The organism is Nocardioides daejeonensis (assembly GCF_003194585.1).
GTDB classification, from domain to species: domain Bacteria; phylum Actinomycetota; class Actinomycetes; order Propionibacteriales; family Nocardioidaceae; genus Nocardioides; species Nocardioides daejeonensis.
Genome location: NZ_QHKZ01000009.1, coordinates 12,291 through 31,622, shown reverse-complemented (window position 1 = coordinate 31,622; position 19,332 = coordinate 12,291). Strand labels below are relative to the sequence as shown.

Below are 19,332 nucleotides of genomic sequence, written 5' to 3'. Positions count from 1 at the left end.
GCGGAGGTCAGCCGCGCGGCGTCCGGTTGGGCACGTTGCAGATGGCGTCCTTCAGGTCGAGGGTGATCGGGATCCCGATCACCTGGACCGTCACCTTGAGGGCGGTGGCCGAGACGCACCGCACGATCCCGGTGCCTCCGACACCCTTCACACCGGTGGTCTGGCCCAGGATCTTGGTGGGCACCAGGTCGGTGCGGGCATCGACGGCGGAGAAGCCGTTGCCCGGGGTGAAGTTCAGCTCGGCACCGCTCAGGCTGGCCCCGATCAGGCCGCCCTGGATCGGCCGCTCGCATCCGGCGTTCCCGCAGTCACCATCGAAGTCGGTGGTGTTGAGGTAGACCGGGCCACCGTCGTCGGTGTTGAGGTCACCGGTCAGGTCGAGCCGCTGCAGTCGCAGGTCCTTCACGTTGATCCCCCGAGCCGGGTCGGCCAGGTTGAGCGTCGTGTAGTCGTCGGCGGAGAAGCTGATCGTGCCCAGTGCCGGTGCCTCGATGCCGACCTCCGGCAGGCAGGCCTCGTCGCCAGCCATACAGATGTCCAGGCGGGTCGGCAGCGGGTTGGCGATGCTGCCCTTGAGGTCGCCCATCGAGATGTTGAGGCTGTTGGTCGGCTCGTCGGCGGTGTAGTGCAGCTGCACCGCCCCCGTGCCGTCGTCGACCAGGCCGAGCCGCAGGTTCGGCACCAGGTGATCGATGGTCGCCTTGACGTCGTTGGTCAGAGCGCCCGCGTCGTCGTACTCCTTGAGGGAGACGTCGAAGACCTTGCCGGCCGTCGTGTCGAGCAGCACCTCGGGCGCGCCGGTGAGGTTGGCCGCCACCTTGCGCAGCCCGCTGATCCGGGCGGCGAGGGCGAGCCCACCGGGGCCACCCTGCTCCAGGGTCAGGCCGTCCGAGCCGTCGGCGATCACCGGCAGCTCGCCGCTACCGGCGGAGAGCTCGAGCAGACCGATCGCCTGGTTGCCGGTGTCGAAGACGGCCCCGGCGTCGGTCACCTCGACGGAGAGCTCCGACGGGATGTCGGTGAGCGCGAGGGACAGGTCGGTGGCGCCCATCATGATGCCGTTGTCGTCGTGGGCGTCGATGCTCACGTGGTCGATCGGGTCGGATCCCTTGATCTTCACGTTGCCGTCCGTGGAGAGCCCCAGCGTCAGCTGGTGCGGGGCGTCCTGGATGGTGGCGTCGAGCTCGAGCCCCTCCTGGGTCATCAGCGCGTGCAGCGGGGTCGGAGCCATGGTCAGGCCAAGACCGACGTTGTCGGCCATGTCGAGCGCCATGCCCTCGAAGCCGGGCAGACGCAGCGCCACGGAGGTGTGCTCGCCCCGTGTCAGCAGGCGGAGGTAGGCGTCCTCGTCGAGCGTGACGAGCTTGCCGCCAGTGCTGTAGCCAGCCTGGAAGTCGCCGATCGCACCACTCGAGGTCATCGAGCCCGCGCCGTCGGCGCCGAGGCCGAAGGAGATGGTGTCGGGCACGTCGGTCATCCGGAGCCGGATGTCGCTGGCGGTGCGGCCCTTGTCGAGATCGGTCGCGGTCACCTCGATCTCGTCGAGGCCGCCGTCGGCGCGCAGGTCGGCGCCCATCGCACCCTCGGTGCCGCCGTTGAGGCTGAGGGCGAGGTCGCCGTCGACCTTGCTGATCCGAGCGTTGGCCAGGAAGACCTGGTCGCCGCCGGAGTCGTCGGCGAGGTTGATGCCGACGGTCGTCGGGCGATCGGTGTGCAGGGTGGCGGCCACGTTCTGCGCGCTCACCTGACCGTTCGGCATGGCCAGGGCCAGCGAGGCGCTGGCCGGGGCGGGGTCGAAGCTGACGCCGAAACGCTGCTCCTTCGGAGCCAGAGCCGGTACGCCGGCCGTGGAGCCGTCGTCATCGGTGGCAGTGCCGCTGCTGGGCGGCGTCACGGCCTGGTTGGCCGCGCGCGGGCTGACCGCACCGGTGACGGAGAGGGCCTGGTCGCTCGTGGAGGCGACCTGGAGCGTCGCGCCGGCGGAGCTCAGGGCGATGTCGGCCTGGAAGGCCTTCGGGGCCTGTGTGGTGCGCGTGTCGTAGCCGAAGCGGTAGCGGGTCTGGTCGCCCGGCAGGGTGAGCACGGCCTGCAGGCTGAGCGGCAGGTCCGTGGGGGCTCCCTTGAGGCGTGCGATCTTGAGGCGCGGCATCAGCTTCTGCGTGATCACGAGGCTGGCCATCACGTCGGGCACACCGTCGCCGGTGACGTCGAGCGGCTCCGGAACGTCCATGATCGCGCCGAACTCCTTCGCCACCTGACGTCCGTCGGGGGCAACGTAGACGCTGCGCCATTCGTAGCGGGCGGTGTCGGCGAGCTCTGCCAGGGGCGAGTTGGCCGTCACCTTGTCGATCACCTTGTCGATGACCTTGTCGACCGGATCGCCGAGGCGGCTGACGCCCTGGGTGACGGTGCCCAGGAGGTCGTCGAGCAGTTCCTGCAGCTGCAGCGCGCTGGCCAGGTGCAGCAGGTTGGCGTCGCCGAGCGCACCGAGGGTAAGAGTCACGTTCGGACCGAGCAGCGAGTTGAGCAGTCCGTTGAGCGTGAGCGGCGGGAGGCCGGGCAGGCCCAGCAGGTTGACCACGGGGGAGAGCAGCCCGGAGAGCAGGCTGCCGAGTCCACGGGTGGTGCCGCCGACCGTGCTGTGCTCGACCGGTGCCTGCGGAGCGGTCGCGTCGCCGACCAGGAAGTCGATCTCGTCCTTGCTGGGGCTCCACACCTGGTCACCGTCGAAGGTGGCGGAGGCGGTGAGGACCCGGCTCTGGCCGGTCACCGGGACGCTGCGCACGGCTCGTCCGGAGGCGGTGGTCTCCACGGTGGCCTCGTCGCCGGCCAGCTTGAGCCGGAGCGGGTGACCGCCGAGCGGCGTGCCGAAGCGGTCGCTCTCGGGGGTCAGGTCGACCAGGGTGCCGGCAAGTCGGGGCCGCGTGTCGGGTTGCGCCCTGGTGTCGCCCGAGTAGAGGGTGCCCGTGGTGCGACGGTCGAGCGTGGTCTGCCCGGTGCCGCTGAGGCCGAGGTAGGTGCCGTCGTCGGCGACGGACGCCTCGACGCCGAGCGTGCCCTGCGGCAGGTCGGGGAGGTCGAACTCGACCTGACCCTTGCCCTGCGCATCGGTAGTGACCTCTTCGGTGCCCACCCCTGGGACCGTCACGCTGACCCGGCGCTCGGGGGCCGCCGTACCACTGATGTTGGTGGCCTTCACGTTGGTCTGGACGTTGACCGGGAGCGTCTCGCCGGTGACCACATGGGAGGGCAGGCTGAGGGTGACGTCGGCCTTGTTCTGCACGGTCACCGTGAGGTCGGAGAGAAGTGCCTCCGACTTGGCGTTGCAGGAGGTGCCGAGGAAGCCGGACTTCTCGTAGTCGGTGGCCCAGGTGCGGATCCGGTAGGCGCCCAGTGGCTGTCCGACCGTGTTCCACTCCGAGCTCCAGCCGCCCGAGCCGTTGCGGTTGTCGGTATGGACGCTGGCGCCGTCGGCGACCCGGGTCACCTGCATCCGCGACTTCGGCGACCCGCCGTTGAGCAGACAGTTGGTGGTGCCACCGCGGCCCTCGTTGATCTGCACCTTGCCGGAGACGACAGCTCCGTTGGCGGGACCGGTGACGGCGGCGTTGGCGGTACTGAGTCCGGGGAGGACGGTGACCACAAGGGCCCCAGCCGCGACGGCCGCAAGCTTGGCGCCGCGGCGAGTCGTTCCTCGCACAAACATGCACACACTCCTGGGGAATCGGGTCCGCCATGAGGGCGGAGCTCGGTCCCGGAGCAACCGTGCGAAGCCGTGCCGGTTACGGGCTATTTCTTGGTGGTCACAAGTGGTCTGGTGAGAAGTGGGTCAGGTGTGCTAGAACAATTTTCAACGAGATGCGGGGGCGGGTCCCAGCACCCGGTCGAGGTGGTCGTTGCCGAACCTGCCGGCGGGGTCCAGGGCGTCGCGGAGCCGGACGAAGTCGTCGAAGCGCGGGTACCGCTGGCGTAGTTCCTCCGCGCCCAGGCTGTGCAGCTTGCCCCAGTGTGGCCGGCCCCCTGCCTCCCCGAGGACCTGCTCGCAGATCCCGAACCAGCGTTGGTGCGGGAGCCGGTGGTACTGGTGGAACGCCACGTAGGCGACATCGCGGTCGTGGGCGGGGGAGAGCCAGATGTCGTCGGCCCTCGAGAAGCGGACCTCGAAGGGGAACGAGACCGGCTCGCCGTGCTTGTCGAGCCAGGACTTGAGCTCGCGCAGCGCCTCGACGAGGTGTGCTCGGGGCACTGCGTACTCGCTCTCGCGGAAGCGCACGTTGCGCGCCGAGGCATAGACGTTGGGCGCGAGGTCGACGATGTCGCGGCTGCCGACCGCCTTGGTGACGAAGCGCGTGATGCCGGGGATCAGGCTGGGGCGACGGGTGCCGACGCGCAGCAGCGCCTCGAACCCGATGTTGGTGACCAGGCGGTCGTCGACGAAGCGGCTCACCCTGTTCCACGGCCGGAGCTCCACGTCGCCGGGCAGGCGGGTGTAGCGGCGGGTCAGGGCGGTCTCGGTGTGGGGGAACCAGAAGAACTCGTAGTGGTCGTTGGCGGCGACCAGGTCGTCGATCTCGTCCAGCACGTCGTCGATCGGGCGGGGCTCGTCGACCGCGTGCAGGGCATAGAGAGGTACGCACTGCAGGGTCACGGTGGCGATGATGCCGAGCGTGCCGAGGGACACCCGGGCAGCGGTGAAGAGCTCCGGGTTCTCGGTTGCCGAGCAGGTGAGCACCGAGCCGTCGGCGGTGACCAGCTCGAGGGCGCGCACCTGGGTCGAGATGCTGCCGAATCGCTCGCCGCTGCCGTGGGTGCCGGTGGAGATCGCGCCGGCGATGGTCTGCCGGTCGATGTCGCCGAGCACCTCCATGGCCAGGCCATGCTCGGCAAGGAGAGGGTTGAGGCGATGCAGCGGGATGCCGGCCTGCACCGTGACCAGCCCGGTCGCGCGGTCGACGGCGATCAGGCCGTCCATCGCGTCGGGGCGGACCTGCACGTCGGGCGCGACCGCGACGCCGGTGAAGGAGTGTCCCGAGCCGATGGCACGCACGCGCAGTCCGTCGCGGGCCGCCTCGGTCACGATGGTGCTGAGCTCGCTGGTCGTGCGGGGAGTGCGTACCTGACGCGGTGTGACCCGCTCGGTCCGGGCCCAGTTCTGCCACTGCTGCGTCATGCTCGTCCTCTCGCCCAGGTGGGTCACTTGACCCAGAGTCAGGTTACGGTGTCGCGGAGGCTTTCGGGAGGGTTTCCGGGACAGTCGTCCAACTGGTGCCCGACGATGGCCTGGCGAGACATGCCCGATCCCGAGGTGGAGCGATGACCGACGACGACCTGCAGCAGCCCTCGGACGACTCGGCGGAGGCCCATGCCTCGCCGGTCCGTGCCCGGCGGTGGCGACGCCGCGTGGCGATCGCCGGATTGGTGCTCGCACTTGCGGTCGGGGCGTCGTACGTCGGCACGGCGGTGATGCACGTGCCGCCGCCGCACACCCTCGCCCGGTTGCTCACCACCGCACCGTCGGAGCAGGGCGAGCTCTTCGCGGCGCGCGAGGTGGCGCCCGCCGAGCAGCCGCGTGCGCTGCCCGCGGCAACCGGTGAGGCGCTGCCCGAGCGCGTGTCGTGGAAGGGCAAGGAGATCCCCCTCGAGCAGGTGCTCACCGACACGCACACCCGCGGTTTCCTGGTGCTGCACCACGGCCGCGTCGTCGACGACTGGTATGCCGACGGGGTAGGCGACACGACCCGGTTCTCCTCGTGGTCGGTGGCCAAGTCGGTGGTCTCGCTGCTGGTCGGGCAGGCCATCGGACGCGGCGAGCTCAGCGAGGCCGACCGGCTCGTCGATCTGGTGCCCAAGCTCCGCACCGGCAAGGGGTACGACGCCATCACCCTCCGCGACCTGCTCGACATGGCCTCGGGGGTGGACGTGGCGGAGAACTACCGCGAGTGGTGGCCCTTCACCGGCACCGCGCGGCTCTTCCTCTCGACCGACCTGCCCGGCTACCTCGTTGATCACCGCGGGCTGCGCTTCGAGCCCGGGAGCAAGGGCGAATACCGCAGCGTCGACACGCAACTGCTCGGCATGGTGCTGCGCGAGGTGACCGGCTCGTCGTTGGCGGCGCTGCTGGAGCGCGATCTCTGGCAGCCGGCGGGCGCCGCTGCGGCGGCGACGTGGAACCTCGACCACGACGGTGGTGTCGAGAAGGCGTTCTGCTGCCTCAACGCGACCGTGCCCGACTTCGCCCGGATCGGCCAGCTCGTGCTGGACAGGGGTGTCGTCGACGGGCGGCAGGTCGTGCCTGAGGCGTGGATCGACCGGATCTCCACCCCTGCCCCGCATGCCGTCAGTGACTGGGGCTACTCCGCCCAGTGGTGGCACCCCGAGGGCGCTGACGACGACTTCACCGCCATCGGCATCCACGGGCAGTACATTTTCGTCGACCCCGACACCCACACCGTCATCGTCAAGGTGAGCGACCACGGCACCGAGCAGGACGAGCTCGACACGGTGCAGGTCATGCGAGAGATCGCCGTACACCTGGGTGGGTGAGGCGGGAGCGGGGACGCACTTGCCGTGGAAATTATGTGCTTGGTGTGCGTAGCTACGGCCGACAAGTGGCAACTTCCCCGCCCGGGCGGGGAATTGTGAGGTGGGTGGGTCAGGTGTGGCTCGGGTCGAAGCCGTAGGGGAGCTCGAGGCGGTGGGCGGCCATGAGGGCGGCGTCGCTGAGGAGCTCGCGGGTGGGGGCGTCGGCGGCGACCACGCCGTCGGAGAGGATCACGGAACGCTCGCAGAGCTGGAGGGCGTAGGGCAGGTCGTGGGTCACCATGAGCACAGTGACGTCGAGGGATTCCAGGATCTCGGCCAGCTCACGCCGGGAGGCGGGGTCGAGGTTGGAGGAGGGCTCGTCGAGCACCAGGATCTCGGGCTCCATCGCCAAGACCGTGGCGACGGCGACCCGGCGCCGCTGACCGAAGCTGAGGTGGTGCGGCGGGCGGTCGGCGTACGCCGCCATGCCGACCTGCTCGAGGGCCTCGAGCACCCGTCGGTCGAGGGCAGCGCCCCGGAGGCCAAGGTTGGCGGGGCCGAACGCCACGTCGTCACGCACCCGCGGCATGAAGAGCTGGTCGTCGGGGTCCTGGAAGACGATCCCGACCCGCCGCCGGATCTCCTGGAGGTTCGCCTTGGTCACCGGCAATCCGGAGACCGCCACCGAGCCGGCGCCGGCAGTCAGGATGCCGTTGAGGTGCAGCACGAGTGTCGTCTTGCCGGCGCCGTTGGGGCCGAGCAGCGCGACCCGCTCGCCTGCGTGCACGTGCAGATCGACCCCGTAGAGCGCCTGGTGCCCGTCGGGGTAGGCGTGGGCGAGGCCGCGGACGTCGAGGACGGGGGTGCTCATCGGTTGCTCATCTCGCTGCTCATTCCGCGGGGCATCTTTCCACTCCAGCCCCGGGAGAGCATCGCGAGGTGGATCCGCTCGCCCCGCTCGAAGGAGCGGATGAAGAGGGCGCCGATGGAGCGGGCCAGCACCGGCCAGTGCCGTGGGTTGCGAGCGGTGAAGCCGCGCGAGGAGAGGGCGATGTGCTGACGGCGCAGGTCGTCGGTGACCACGTCGAGGTAGCGCACCATGAAGCTCATGATCTGCACCAGCATCGAGGGCAGCCGCAGCCGCTCGAGGCCGACCAGGAGGTCGTGGGGCTCGGTCGTGGCGGCCAGCGTCAGCCCGGCGAGTACGCCGAGGGTCGCCTTGGCGAGCAGGGTTCCGGCCGCCACCAGGCCAGGCTGGCTCACCATCAGGCCGAGCACCTCGACCTGCTCGCCGTGCGCGACGAAGGGCAGCACGATCGCGAAGACGACGAAGGGAACCTCCACGACCATCCGGCGGAGCAGGTGCAGGGGAGGGACGCGGGCGACGCCGATCACGACGGCCAGCACCAGCAGGTAGCCGCCGTAGGCCGGGTACCAGGCGGCGGGGGTGGCCACCACGAGCAGCATGAAGCCGAGCAGCCCGAGCACCTTCAGGTGGGCCGGGCAGCGGTGCACCGGCGAGTCACCGGGAGCGAGCAGCCGGTGACCGACGCTCACCGCTCACTCCTCCGGGGAGGTACGCCGCCGCAGCATCCAGGCGAGACCGCCTGCGATGAGCAGGCAGACGAGGGCACCGAGCACCCCGGCCAGGCCGCCGGAGAGCCGAGCGTTGCCGATGCCCTTGATCCCGTAGTCGGCGAACGGTCCGTCGCCCGTGGCGTGGTCGGTTGCGGTGCCACTGAAGCCGAGCGTCTCGGCGACATGCTCGAGACCGTCGGGGTTGGCCGAGGCGAAGCCACTGACGATGCCCGCGATGAGCAGTGCGACGACCAGGAATCCCAGGTAGAAGCGACGGTTCCTCATGCGGCGTCTCCTGCCGTGGTGTTGCGGCGCACCTCGAGGGTGCGTGCTCGGACGAGAGGTCGGGCGGCGTAGACGAGGTCGGGACGGGTGGCGACCACCGAGCCGACGACGAGTGCGGTGATCACGGCCTCGCCGATGCCGATGACCACGTGCCAGCCGACCATGGCGGCCAGCACCTTGCCGAACGGGATGTCGGCGGCGCCGCCCACCGCGAAGAGCAGCGTGAAGGCGGCTGCTGCCGCGGGCACCGAGAGCAGCGCGGCCACCGCCGCGGCCGGCGCGATCGACGCCGGACGCCTGGGCAGCAGCGAGCGGACGGCGACGAGCACCAGCCATCCGACGCCGACGCCGATGAGGCCCATCAGGGTGATGTTGGTGCCCAGAGCGGTCAGACCGCCGTCGGCGAAGAGCAGGCCCTGTACCAGCAGCACCACGGTGATCACCAAGATGCCCGTCCAGGGGCCGACCAGTGCCGCAGCCAGCGCGCCGCCGAGCAGGTGCCCGCTGGTGCCGGCGCCGACCGGGAAGTTCACCATCTGGGTGGCGAAGACGAAGGTGGCGACGAGGCCGGCCAGCGGCGCCGTCCGCTCGTCCAGCTCCTTGCGCGCTCCCCGCAACGCCAGGCCGACGCCCGCGGCGGCCACCACGCCCGTCGCGATGGAGGTGGGAGCGTCCAGGAATCCGTCGGGAACGTGCATGGCTCGATTCTGCGCCGCGTCCCGGGCTGTTGCAAATGCTTCGCAACTGCAGAGCCCGGGACGTCAGGCGTCAGGCGGGTACGGCGGCGGCGAGCGCTCGCAGCGCTGCGGGGAAGATCTCCGCCGGTGGAGTGACCAGGCCGGCACCGACCTGGCCCGTGCCCGCGACCGCCCCCGCCATACCGGTGTTGATCTGCGGCAGGATGCCGGTGCGGCAGACCAGCGCCGCGTCGATGCCGGTCGGCACGCCCTGGAACTCCAGCACCGGCACCGACCAGCGCGGGTTCTCGGCCAGGGTGATCTCGTGCATCCGTCGGGTGGTGGCCAGCGCATCGGGCACCGTTCCGCCCACCAGGCGCACGATCGCGGGCGCGGTCGCCATCGCGAAGCCGCCGATCCCGGCGGTCTCGGTGATCGCGCTGTCGCCGATGTCCGGGTTGGCGTCGTCGGGGCCGTAGTCGCCGAGGAACAGTCCCTCGGCCACCTGGGCAGGCCCGGTGAACCACTGGTTGCCGGTGCCCGACACCTGGATCCCGAAGTCGGTTCCGTTGCGTGCCATCGCCACCACCATCGTGGAGCCGGGGATGTCGCGCGCGGCATCGAGGGCCAGCTTGCAGGCCGGCATCGCGAGGTTGAGGAAGAAGTGGTCGTTGCCGCCGATGAACCGGAGCACGTCCGAGACCTCCGCAGGGGTCCCGCTGCCGCTCACCATGGCCGGGGAGAGGTCGCGCAGCAGCATCAGCGTTCCCGCGCGGTTGCGGTTGTGGGCCTCGTCGCCCATCTGCAGCATCTGCGTGAGGATGCCCGTCACGTCCACGGGGCCGTCGGCGTCCCGGACAGTCCGTACGGCGTCGCGCAGGACCGGGCCGAGCACTTCCGACATCCACCGCAGCTTGGTGAGCACCTCGGGTGAGTAGGCGCCGTACCGGAGCACCTTCCCGAGACCCTCGTTGAGCGAGCAGTAGGTACGGCGGCCGGTCTTGAGATCCTCCAGCACCCACAGGTACATGGACGGAGTGACGACGCCCGCCATGGGGCCGACGGCGCTGCGGTGGTGACAGGGCTCGAGGGTGTAGTCACCGGCGGCGAACCGGTCGGCGGCATCCTCGGGATCGTCGACCAGCCCCTCGAGGGCTGCGCCACCCATCAGGGCACCGCGCAGCGGGCCGGAGGTCCGCTCCCAAGCGATCGGCGGGCCGGCGTGCAGGAACTGGCCGGGCTGCAGGTCCAGCACCTCCGAGGCAGGCGCGACGTCGACCAGGTGGGCGGTGACGCCCAGCATCGCCTGGACGGCCTGCCGATTGGCGGCGCTGCGGCGCGGGTCGGTGGCGACCGTGGCGAGGTCCTCCTCCGTGCCGGGCATCGGCGGGCGCCAGTCGACCCGCTCGACCTCGACGGCCTGGGCGGCCACGGCATCGGCGAACATGTCGGCGCCGACGGACACGACAGTGGTATTCATCTGTGCTCCTTCTCAGGGTCAGGCGCCGAGGAGGGCCACGGCCCGCCGGGTCGCCGCCGCGTTGGACAGGTGGACCTCCGCGCCGGCGGCCACCAGCGCGTCACGCTGTGCGGCCAGGCCCTGGGGGTCGAGGTCGGTGCCGATCAGCGTCACGACCACGGGGATCGGGCGGTCGGCGCGGGCCGCGGCGATGGCGGGGGCGAGCCGCGACGCCGGGTCGGGCTCGGCGCCGTGGCCGAGGACGAGGTCGAGCAGCAGGACCCCGGTACGTGGATCGGCCGCGGCTCTCGCCAGCTGCTCGAGGCGCAGGGTCGGGTCGATCATCGGGTGTGCCCGGCCCTGGGTGAGGGCGTCGTCGCCGAAGTCGATCATCGTGTGGTCATCGGCGCTCAGGTCGGAACCGAGAGCGAGCTCGGGGGAGAGCGGGATGTTGGACCGGATCGGGCCGAGGGCCTCGGCGGCGAGGAGCATCGACTCGTCGCACAGGGTGCCGCCGACGAAGAGACCGCGGAGCAGGTCACCGGTGGCGGCTCCGGTGTTCTCGGCACCCGCGACCGGCCACTGCGGTGCGTGGTGACCGAGCCGGGCGAGGGCTGCCTCCGCCACGGCGGTCAGGTCGCGCTGGCCCGGCCCGAGCAGACCGAACTCGACCGGGGTCGTCAAGGTGGCGGCGTACTCCTCCAGGGCGGTGGCCACCTCGGGTGCCGGTGGCTTGGAGAGCACCAGGAGCAGGTCCACCTCCGGGTCTGCGTCGAGACGGGCGAGAGCCTGGCGAGTGGAGCGCCCGGCCACGGCCGAGGAGAGGTCACGGCCGCCGACGCCGAGCGCCCAGGAGACGCCCACGTCGTCGTGCTCCTCGCCGGCGGTGTGCAGCAGGGTGAGCACCTGCTGACAGCCGGTGCCGGAGGCCGCGACGATCCCGATCCGACCCGGTCGCACCGCGTTGGTGAAGCCGAGACCGACGCCATCGACGAGCGCAGTGCCGCAGTCGGGCCCCATCACCAGGCGGTCGTGCTGGGCGGCCAGCTCCTTGAGCGCCACCTCCTGCTGTGTGGGCACGTTGTCGCTGAAGATCATCACGTCGTGGCCGCGGGTGATCGCATCAGCCGCCTCGACGACGGCGTTGGCACCTGGCGTGGAGACCAGCACCACGGCGCCGTCACCGGTGCGGTCGAGAGCGCTCGCGGTCGTCCGCGGCGGTGCCTGGCCGGTCTCCTGGCTGGACTCGCGGCGGGGCGCCAACGCAGCGTCGACGGCGCGCAGCACGGTGTCGAGCTCGGTGTCGTCGGACAGCCGGAGTGCGACCACCATGTCGCCGGTACCCAGATCGGCAGGGAGGTCGAAGCCCATCTGGGCCAGTACCTCCAGGTTGAGCTCGGTGGCCATGGCGACCTGAGCGGCCTCCACTCCGGACACCTCCTGGACGGTCCGGCTGACCTGCAGCAGAGTCACCGAGTCGGCATAGGCACCGGTCCGGATCTCGACGTGGTCTCTCACGCAACACTCCTGTCGTGGGTGGTTAGAGGAAGATCGAGCGCGGCGGGCATCAGGGCCAGCCGAGCGCCCGCAAGCAGGCCCGCCCCGGAGCTGCCGCCGACCGCAGCGAGCGCCCGCGTGCTGGCCTCCAGCCGGCGCGGGCTCGTGCCGTAGCCGGCGCGGACGCGCAGCCAGTCCGCGAGCTCGGGTAGGGCCTCTCCGCGGGCCGCGCAGTCGAGCAGCGTCGCCGAGAGGGCGGTGGTGCGGGTCGCGAGGCGACGTACGGCGTGAGCCACCTCGTCGTCGGCGGCGCCGGCGGCGATCCGGGCGACGAGCCAGCCCGAGACGACGTCGTCGCCGAGGGGCGTCAAGCCGTCGCCCAGCCCGATCATCGCCTCGAGCAGTGCGGAGTCGAGGCGATGCCCGCTGGCACGCAGGCCGGTCAGCGTACGCACCCGCGGATCGACCACGCGGCCGACTCGGAGCTCGTGTCCGTCCAGCACCAGGCAACCGCCGCGCAGCTCGGCGCGCTCGCCGGTCAACCCGGCGGAAGGCAGATCCGGCGTCGTGCTCCACAGGGCACACGGCACCCGAGTGGCCCGAGCCGAGGTGACCCCGGCGAGCTGGCCGTCGAGCTCGACGTAGATCGCGTGCTCGCCGCGGTGCACGACCGGGCGGGGGCCATCCGGCGCTGCGAGCAGTCGGGCACGCAGGCGGATCGGGGCGATCACGGGGAGCACATCAACGACGCTAGTGGCTCGTGTCACACTCACCCCATGTCAGGAGGTCACAAAGGAACCTCCAGAAGGGAGCAGATGTTGATGAACGACGAGGTGGCACTGCGCTCCCTGGCCCGCGCGGATGCGTTGCATCGCGCGCTCACCCACCTGGTGCTCGAGGGAGGCGATCTCGAGCAGATCGCGCGTGAGGTGGCGACAGCGCTCGAGTGCGAGGTCTGCTTCATCACCCCCGACGGCCGCGAGCGTGCCGCGCACCTCCGTGAGGATTCGCGCGCTGCCCTGGTGGCCGCCGACCTGGTCGACCCGACGGGCCGGATCCGCGTCGAGCGGATGGATGCCGACGGGACGCCGGTCGGCTCCGGCCAGATCCGGCACTTCACCGTCGGGGCCGCGGGCGTGGACCATGCCCGGCTGGTCGCCTACGACCCCACCGGGCCACTGTCGGAGTCGGACGCGCATGCGCTGGAGCGGGCCGCGATCGTCGCCGCGCTGCTGATCACCCGCGAAGAGGCGATCACCGCGATCGAGAACAAGTACCGGGGCGACTTCCTCCGGGAGCTCTTCCTGCGTCGCGCCGAGGATCCCGCCTACGTGGCCGAGCATGCGGAGGCGTTCGGCTGGGACCTCAACCGGCCGGTGGTCGTCGTGGTCGCCGAGCTCGACCCGGAGGGGCTCGAGGGTGAGCAGTCGTCGAGCGCCAAGCGGCGCGCCTGGCAGGACCGCTTCGCGAACGCCTGGCGCCAGGTCTCGCGCACCATCGACGAACGTGTGCCGGCCGTCGACTTCTCCTCCGAGGTGGTCACGCTGCTCCCGGTCGCGGAAGGATCGGAGCCGCCGGCCGGGGCTGCCGTGGTGCGCCGGGCGGTCGAGGCGGTGCAGGGGGACCGCGGCGGCGGGCGCCTCCCGTTCTCGGTCGGCGTCAGTCGTGTCGCGCCGACGATGAGCGAGCTCCCCGAGGCCTACCAGCAGGCCCGTCGTGCCGTCGAGATCGGGCGCCGGGTCCGTGGGGGGAGCTCGACGACGTACTTCGATCAGCTGGGGCTGCATCGCCTGCTCGCGCTGGTGCCTGACCCGGCTGAGCTGTCGGCGTACGCCCAGGACATCCTCGGCCCGCTGGCGGAGCGTACGCCGGAGGCAGCCGATCTGCGCGAGACGTTGAGGGTGTTGCTCGACACCAACTTCAACGTCGCGGAGGCGGCCCGCGCCCAGTTCTTCCACTACAACACGATGCGCTACCGGGTCGGCAAGCTGCAGCGGCTCCTCGGACCACTGGCCACCGACCCCCATCTACGGTTGGACGTGGCAGTGGCGCTGCGGGTGCTGGAGATCGCCGGGTAGCCCGCGCCGGACAGGGTTGCCAGCACAACCCGGTCCCATTGGGCAGACTTTGCCAGTGAGCATGTGTGATGCGTGCCACTACGTTGTGGAGTCTCGGGCCACCTCAGCCAGCCATCAACGGAGGGTCTGCCATATGTCCATGTTCAAGTGGGTCGAAGTCGACCCAGCGCCGGGAACACCGGTCCTGCCCCACGAGCGCCTGCCGTGGGGCAAGACGTTCGGCATGGGGGCGCAGCACGTCGTCGCCATGTTCGGTGCCACCTTCGTCTTCCCGATCGTCATGGGGCTGGATGCCAACCTGGCGATCCTCTTCTCCGGCATCTGCACGATCATCTTCCTGCTGATCACCCAGAACCGGATCCCCAGCTACCTCGGCACCAGCGCCGCATTCGTCGCCAGCGTCAGCGCGATCCGTCTCCAGGGTGGGACCTCCGCCGAGGTGACCGGCGCGATCCTCGTCGGTGGCCTCGTCCTCGCGCTGATCGGTGTGCTCATCCACTTCATGGGTGCACGGGTGCTGCACGCGGTGCTGCCGCCGGCCGTCACCGGCGCGGTGGTCATGCTCATCGGCTTCAACCTCGCGCCGGTCGTGGCCGGGGTCTACTGGCCCCAGGACCAGTGGATCGCCCTCATCACGGCGACCTTCATGGTCTTCGCGGCCGTGGTGCTTCCCGGCTTCTGGTCGCGGATCGCGGTCTTCCTCTCGCTGATCTTCGGCTACCTCGTCTCGTTCTTCGCCGACAAGATCTTCGGGCCGATCACCTCGGTGCTGGGCGGTGCCACGGAGGCCACGGAGCATGACCGCGTCTCCTGGGCGCTGGTCGAGAAGGCCGACTGGATCGGCCTGCCCAGCGGCAAGCTGGCCGACGGCGTCAGCGTCGTGCACGCGCCGGACTTCAAGCTCAGCTTCATCCTCGTGGTGCTGCCCGGTGTGATCGCCCTGATCGCCGAGAACACCGGACACGTCAAGGCCGTCGCCGAGATGACCGGCGAGAACCTCGACCCCTACATGGGTCGCGCGATCGGAGCCGACGGCATCGCCACGGCCTTCGCCAGTGCCTTCGGCGGATCGCCCACCACGACCTACGCCGAGAACATCGGCGTCATGAGCGCCACCAAGGTCTACTCGACAGCGGCGTACTACGTCGCCGCCGGCGTAGCGATCTTCCTCGGCCTGTGCCCGAAGTTCGGTGCGATCGTCAACGCCACCCCAGGTGGCGTCCTCGGCGGCATCACCGTCGTGCTCTACGGCATGATCGGTCTCGTCGGCGCAAAGATCTGGGTGGAGAACCGCATCGACTTCGGTGACCCGGTCAACATGGTCGGCCTGGCCGGCGGCATCATCGCCGGTATCGGTGGCGTGAAGCTGACCTTCACCGACGACTTCGTCCTGGAGGGCATCGCCCTCGGCACGATCATGGTCATCGTCTACTTCCACATGGTGAACCGTCGCCGCGGCCCAGGCGCCGGGCAGGTCACCGAAGCCCTGTCCCACAAGGAGTGATCCGGTGAAGCCCGCCCCGTTCGCCTACCGGCGACCCACCACCCTCGACGAGGCCACCCGCCTGCTGACCGAGGCCCCGGGAGCAAAGGTGCTCGCGGGCGGGCAGAGCCTGGTGCCGCTCCTCTCCATGAGGCTCGCGGCGCCCGACACCCTGGTGGACATCAACCACCTGCCGGATCTCGGTCACGTCTCTGTCGACGCGACCGGGGTCCGGGTGGGGGCCCTGGCCCGGCACGCTGAGGTGCTCACCTCGGTCGCCGCCCGCAGGAGCCAGCCACTCCTGGCCCTGGCGCTGGCCAACGTCGCCCATGCCACCATCCGCAACCGCGGGACGACGGTCGGCTCGATCGTGCATGCCGACGCGGCGGCGGAGATGCCGATGGTGCTCACGCTGCTCGACGGCTCGGTCGACGTCGTCTCCACCCGAGGGCGCCGCACGATCGCGGCAGCCGACCTCTTCGCCGGCCCGTTGGAGTCGACGCTCGCCCACGACGAGATCGCGGTCGAGGCGTTCTTCCCCGCTCTCCCCGAGCATGGAGGGGTCGCCTTCGAGGAGGTCGCCCGCAGGCACGGCGACTACGCGCTCGTCGGGGTCGCCGCCCGGGTGCTCCTCGAGGGAGACACCGTCACGTCGGCGCGCCTGGGCTTCGTCTCCGTGAGCGACGTTCCGGTCGTCGTCGACGTCACCGATGCACTCGATGACCCGGCTGCCGCCGCGCTTCCTCATCTGGAGCCGGCCGACGACATCCACGCGTCTGCCGACTACCGCACCCAGCTGATCCGGGTGCTCAGCCCACGTGTGCTCGAACGGGCGATCGCGATGGCCCAAGGAAGGAACCATGTCTGAGGAACTGCACGACGTCCGACTCCGGGTCAACGCAGGCATCCAGCAGATCCGGGTGCCGGCCCGGCGCCTGCTCTCCGACGCGCTGCGCCACGACTGCGGCCTGACCGGCACCCATGTGGGGTGCGAGCACGGCGTGTGTGGCGCCTGCACCGTGCTGGTGGACGGCGTGCCGATGCGCTCGTGCCTGATCTTCGCGGTCGCCGCCGAAGGCGCGCAGATCACCACGGTCGAAGGCCTGACCGAGCCCGACGACACACTCTCCCCGGTGCAGCAGGCGTTCCGTGAGTGTCACGGCCTGCAGTGCGGCTTCTGCACCCCCGGCTTCCTCACCACGATCGCGGCCGGGCTCGAGGAGAATCCGGAGCCCACCGAGGAGGAGGCCCGCGAGATGATCGCCGGCAACCTCTGCCGATGCACCGGCTACCACAACATCGTGAAGTCCGTGCTCCGCGCTGCGGAGATCACCCGGGAGCGGGAGTCGGCCGCGGGAGAGGAGGCCTGATGACCACGAAGATGTTCGGCACCGGGGTCGCCCGGGTGGAGGACCAGCGGTTCCTCCGCGGCCACGGCACGTACGCCGACGACCTCCTCGTCGATGACCCGCGCCTCCTGCACGCCGCGGTGCTCCGCTCACCCCACGCCCACGCCCGGATCCTCGACATCAACGTCGACGACGTGCTCGAGGTCGACGGTGTGGTGGCGGTCTGGACCTATGACGACCTGACCGACGCGATGGCCGAGCCGCTGCCGTTGCTGATCCCGCACCCGACGTTGACCCACGGCCGCACGCAGTATGCGCTGGCCAAGGACGAGGTCAACTACGTCGGCGAGGCGATCGCCTTCGTCGTGGCGACCGACCGCTACGTCGCCGAAGACGCGCTCGATCGGATCCGGGTCAGCTACGAGACCCTGCCGGCCGTGGTCGGGATCGACGCCGCCCGCAAGGCCGAGCGGTTGGTGCATGACGACGTACCGGGCAACGTGGCCGCGCGGATGGAGCAGAACACCGGTGACGTCGAGGCCGCGTTGGCGCGCTCGCCGCACCGACTCTCCCTGGACTGGGACATCGAGCGCAGTGCCTGCATGCCGATGGAGGGTCGTGGGGTCGTCGGACGCTGGGACCCGGACACCTCGCGGCTGACCGTGTGGTCCTCCACGCAGACCTCGACCGGCGTGCGTGGCTGCATCTCGGCGAAGCTCGGCCTCGACCTGGCGGCCGTCGACGTGATCACCCCCGACGTCGGCGGTGGGTTCGGCGTGAAGATCAACCACCCGTGGCCCGAGGAACTCCTGGTGCCGCTCGCGGCCAAGACGCTGGGCGTGCCGGTGAAGTTCACCGAGGACCGCCGCGAGCACTTCATCTCCTCGGCGCACGAGCGCGCCCAACAGCACCACGTCGAGGTCGGCTTCGACGACGACGGCCGGATCATCGGTCTCGACGTGCGCTTCTGGCACGACAACGGCGCCTACATCCCCTACGGCCTGATCGTGCCGATCGTCGCCTCCACGCAGCTGCTCGGGCCCTACAAGCCGGAGGTCTATCGGGTCGTCTTCGACTCGCTCTACACCAACACGGTCATCGTGACGCCGTACCGCGGAGCCGGGCGACCGCAGGGCTGCTTCGTCATGGAGCGGACCATCGACGCGATCGCCAAGGCGCTCGGGAAGGACCGGGTCGAGGTACGCCGGGCGAACTTCATCCAGCCCGACGAGTTCCCCTACGACCAGGGCCTGATCTTCCAGGACGGGCGCGAGCTGGAGTACGACTCGGGCAACTACCCGGCGCTGCTCGACAAGCTCCTGACGCTGATCGACTGGGACGGCTTCCCCGCCTATCAGGCCGAGATGGCAGCCCAGGGACGCCGGGTCGGTATCGGCCTGGCCTGCTATGTCGAGGGCACCGGTGCCGGCCCCTACGAGGGCGCGCACGTGCACATCGAGACCTCGGGCAAGGTCAAGGTCGCCACCGGCCTGACCACCCAGGGCCAGGGCCATCAGACCTCCTTCGCCCAGATCGTCGCCGACACGCTCGGCGTCCGTTTCGAGGATGTCGAGATCACCACCGGCGACACCCGCAAGATGCCCTACGCGGTCGGCACCTTCGCCTCCCGGGCGGCCGTGATGAGCGGCTCGGCGATCCACCTGGCCGCCTTGCGGGCCAAGGAGAAGGCGCTCCGGATCGCCGCCGAGGCGTTGGAGGTCGACGAGGCCGACCTCGAGATCGCGGACGGCGTCGTCGGCGTCAAGGGCACCGATGCGCAGATCGATCTCGGCACCGTCGCCGTCCTCTCGAACCCGTTGCGCTACGCCTTCGACGAAGCCTCGAAGCGCGCCACGCAGTTCTCGGTGGGGGACCCCGGCAAGCCGCCGGTCGCCGAGGACGACGAACCGGGGTTGGAGGGCAAGGACTTCTATTCACCGTCTCGGTCCACCTTCGCGTCGGGGATGCATGCAGCCATCTTGGAGACAGACCCCGACACCGCCGAGATCACGATCCTCAAGTACGCCGTCGTCCACGACTGCGGCAACGTCATCAACCCGATGATCGTCGAGGGGCAGATCCACGGCGGAGTGGCGCAGGGCATCGGCGGAGCCCTTTATGAGCGGATGGCCTACGACGACTCCGGGCAGTTGCTCAACGCCTCCTACATGGACTTCCTGATGCCGTTCGTCACCGAGATCCCCGACTCGATCGCGATCGACCACCAGGAGACGCCCTCCCCGCTCAACCCGCTCGGCATCAAGGGGGCCGGTGAAGCCGGCGTCATCCCGGTGTCGGCGGTCTTCGCGGCCGCGATCGAGGACGCCGAGCGCATCCCGATCACCGCCATGCCGATCTCTCCGTCGGAGCTCTTCGAGCTGCGGCGCCACCACAACTCCTGAGG

Annotated in this window: 15 protein-coding genes; 6 read left to right on the top strand and 9 right to left on the bottom strand. The window is 70.4% G+C overall.

The annotated features are described in order from the left end of the window. Positions 1–7 precede the first annotated feature (7 nt). Both DNK54_RS18885 and DNK54_RS18880 read right to left on the bottom strand, forming a co-directional pair. On the bottom strand, positions 8–3,706 hold the full coding sequence (locus DNK54_RS18885) for a hypothetical protein (RefSeq protein ID WP_110208566.1): 3,699 nt from the start codon (positions 3,704–3,706) through the stop codon (positions 8–10). Positions 3,707–3,850: 144 nt separating this feature from the next. Beyond that, entirely contained in the window at positions 3,851–5,170 is a 1,320-nt protein-coding gene (locus DNK54_RS18880) for a D-arabinono-1,4-lactone oxidase (protein WP_110208565.1), read from the bottom strand. Positions 5,171–5,313: 143 nt separating this feature from the next. On the opposite strand from DNK54_RS18880, the gene DNK54_RS18875 reads away from it, so the two are divergent. Next, positions 5,314–6,543 carry a serine hydrolase domain-containing protein gene (locus DNK54_RS18875; protein ID WP_110208564.1) on the top strand — a complete coding sequence of 410 codons (1,230 nt, stop codon included), beginning with the start codon at positions 5,314–5,316 and terminating at the stop codon, positions 6,541–6,543. Between the two features lie 109 nt (positions 6,544–6,652). Here DNK54_RS18875 and DNK54_RS18870 read toward each other — a convergent pair whose 3' ends face one another. The 7 genes from DNK54_RS18870 to DNK54_RS18845 form a co-directional block, all read right to left on the bottom strand. After that, entirely contained in the window at positions 6,653–7,393 is a 741-nt protein-coding gene (locus DNK54_RS18870) for an energy-coupling factor ABC transporter ATP-binding protein (protein WP_110208563.1), read from the bottom strand. Next, positions 7,390–8,079, bottom strand: coding sequence for a cobalt ECF transporter T component CbiQ (gene cbiQ / locus DNK54_RS18865; RefSeq protein ID WP_110208562.1), 690 nt, complete (start codon positions 8,077–8,079; stop codon positions 7,390–7,392). The genes DNK54_RS18870 and cbiQ overlap by 4 nt, the downstream gene beginning before the upstream one ends. Positions 8,080–8,082: 3 nt before the next feature. Continuing rightward, the gene (locus DNK54_RS21345; RefSeq protein ID WP_204164697.1) at positions 8,083–8,385 is read right to left on the bottom strand and encodes a PDGLE domain-containing protein; all 303 of its coding nucleotides are present in this window, start codon (positions 8,383–8,385) and stop codon (positions 8,083–8,085) included. Beyond that, positions 8,382–9,083, bottom strand: a complete 702-nt coding sequence (locus DNK54_RS18860) for an energy-coupling factor ABC transporter permease (protein WP_204164696.1) — start codon at positions 9,081–9,083, stop codon at positions 8,382–8,384. The genes DNK54_RS21345 and DNK54_RS18860 overlap by 4 nt, the downstream gene beginning before the upstream one ends. A gap of 70 nt (positions 9,084–9,153) precedes the next feature. Continuing rightward, positions 9,154–10,542, bottom strand: coding sequence for a YlbE family protein (locus DNK54_RS18855; RefSeq protein WP_110208561.1), 1,389 nt, complete (start codon positions 10,540–10,542; stop codon positions 9,154–9,156). Positions 10,543–10,560: 18 nt separating this feature from the next. Next, positions 10,561–12,039, bottom strand: coding sequence for an FdrA family protein (locus DNK54_RS18850; protein ID WP_110208560.1), 1,479 nt, complete (start codon positions 12,037–12,039; stop codon positions 10,561–10,563). After that, entirely contained in the window at positions 12,036–12,758 is a 723-nt protein-coding gene (locus DNK54_RS18845) for an oxamate carbamoyltransferase subunit AllH family protein (protein ID WP_110208559.1), read from the bottom strand. Before DNK54_RS18845 ends, DNK54_RS18850 begins: the two co-directional genes overlap by 4 nt. Positions 12,759–12,839: 81 nt before the next feature. On the opposite strand from DNK54_RS18845, the gene DNK54_RS18840 reads away from it, so the two are divergent. From DNK54_RS18840 to cutA, 5 genes are all read left to right on the top strand, one after another. Continuing rightward, positions 12,840–14,096, top strand: a complete 1,257-nt coding sequence (locus DNK54_RS18840; protein ID WP_162602553.1) for a PucR family transcriptional regulator — start codon at positions 12,840–12,842, stop codon at positions 14,094–14,096. 133 nt (positions 14,097–14,229) lie between these two features. Continuing rightward, complete coding sequence (locus DNK54_RS18835) at positions 14,230–15,600, top strand: uracil-xanthine permease family protein (RefSeq protein WP_204164695.1); 1,371 nt, start codon at positions 14,230–14,232, stop codon at positions 15,598–15,600. A gap of 4 nt (positions 15,601–15,604) precedes the next feature. Then, entirely contained in the window at positions 15,605–16,447 is an 843-nt protein-coding gene (locus DNK54_RS18830) for an FAD binding domain-containing protein (RefSeq protein WP_110208557.1), read from the top strand. Beyond that, entirely contained in the window at positions 16,440–16,949 is a 510-nt protein-coding gene (locus DNK54_RS18825; RefSeq protein ID WP_110208556.1) for a (2Fe-2S)-binding protein, read from the top strand. Before DNK54_RS18830 ends, DNK54_RS18825 begins: the two co-directional genes overlap by 8 nt. Further along, positions 16,949–19,330: an aerobic carbon-monoxide dehydrogenase large subunit gene (gene cutA / locus DNK54_RS18820; RefSeq protein WP_110208555.1), complete on the top strand. Its 2,382-nt coding sequence runs from the start codon at positions 16,949–16,951 to the stop codon at positions 19,328–19,330. Before DNK54_RS18825 ends, cutA begins: the two co-directional genes overlap by 1 nt. Positions 19,331–19,332 lie beyond the last annotated feature (2 nt).

What these genes read in the sequence shown, in the direction of transcription:
- DNK54_RS18825 (WP_110208556.1), top strand. Translation starts at nt 16,440, where the DNA reads ATGTCTGAGGAACTGCACGACGTCCGACTCCGGGTCAACGCAGGCATC.
- DNK54_RS18860 (WP_204164696.1), bottom strand. Translation starts at nt 9,083, where the DNA reads ATGCACGTTCCCGACGGATTCCTGGACGCTCCCACCTCCATCGCGACG.
- cutA (WP_110208555.1), top strand. Translation starts at nt 16,949, where the DNA reads ATGACCACGAAGATGTTCGGCACCGGGGTCGCCCGGGTGGAGGACCAG.
- DNK54_RS21345 (WP_204164697.1), bottom strand. Translation starts at nt 8,385, where the DNA reads ATGAGGAACCGTCGCTTCTACCTGGGATTCCTGGTCGTCGCACTGCTC.
- DNK54_RS18875 (WP_110208564.1), top strand. Translation starts at nt 5,314, where the DNA reads ATGACCGACGACGACCTGCAGCAGCCCTCGGACGACTCGGCGGAGGCC.
- DNK54_RS18885 (WP_110208566.1), bottom strand. Translation starts at nt 3,706, where the DNA reads ATGTTTGTGCGAGGAACGACTCGCCGCGGCGCCAAGCTTGCGGCCGTC.
- DNK54_RS18870 (WP_110208563.1), bottom strand. Translation starts at nt 7,393, where the DNA reads ATGAGCACCCCCGTCCTCGACGTCCGCGGCCTCGCCCACGCCTACCCC.
- DNK54_RS18880 (WP_110208565.1), bottom strand. Translation starts at nt 5,170, where the DNA reads ATGACGCAGCAGTGGCAGAACTGGGCCCGGACCGAGCGGGTCACACCG.
- DNK54_RS18840 (WP_162602553.1), top strand. Translation starts at nt 12,840, where the DNA reads ATGAACGACGAGGTGGCACTGCGCTCCCTGGCCCGCGCGGATGCGTTG.
- DNK54_RS18855 (WP_110208561.1), bottom strand. Translation starts at nt 10,542, where the DNA reads ATGAATACCACTGTCGTGTCCGTCGGCGCCGACATGTTCGCCGATGCC.
- DNK54_RS18835 (WP_204164695.1), top strand. Translation starts at nt 14,230, where the DNA reads ATGTCCATGTTCAAGTGGGTCGAAGTCGACCCAGCGCCGGGAACACCG.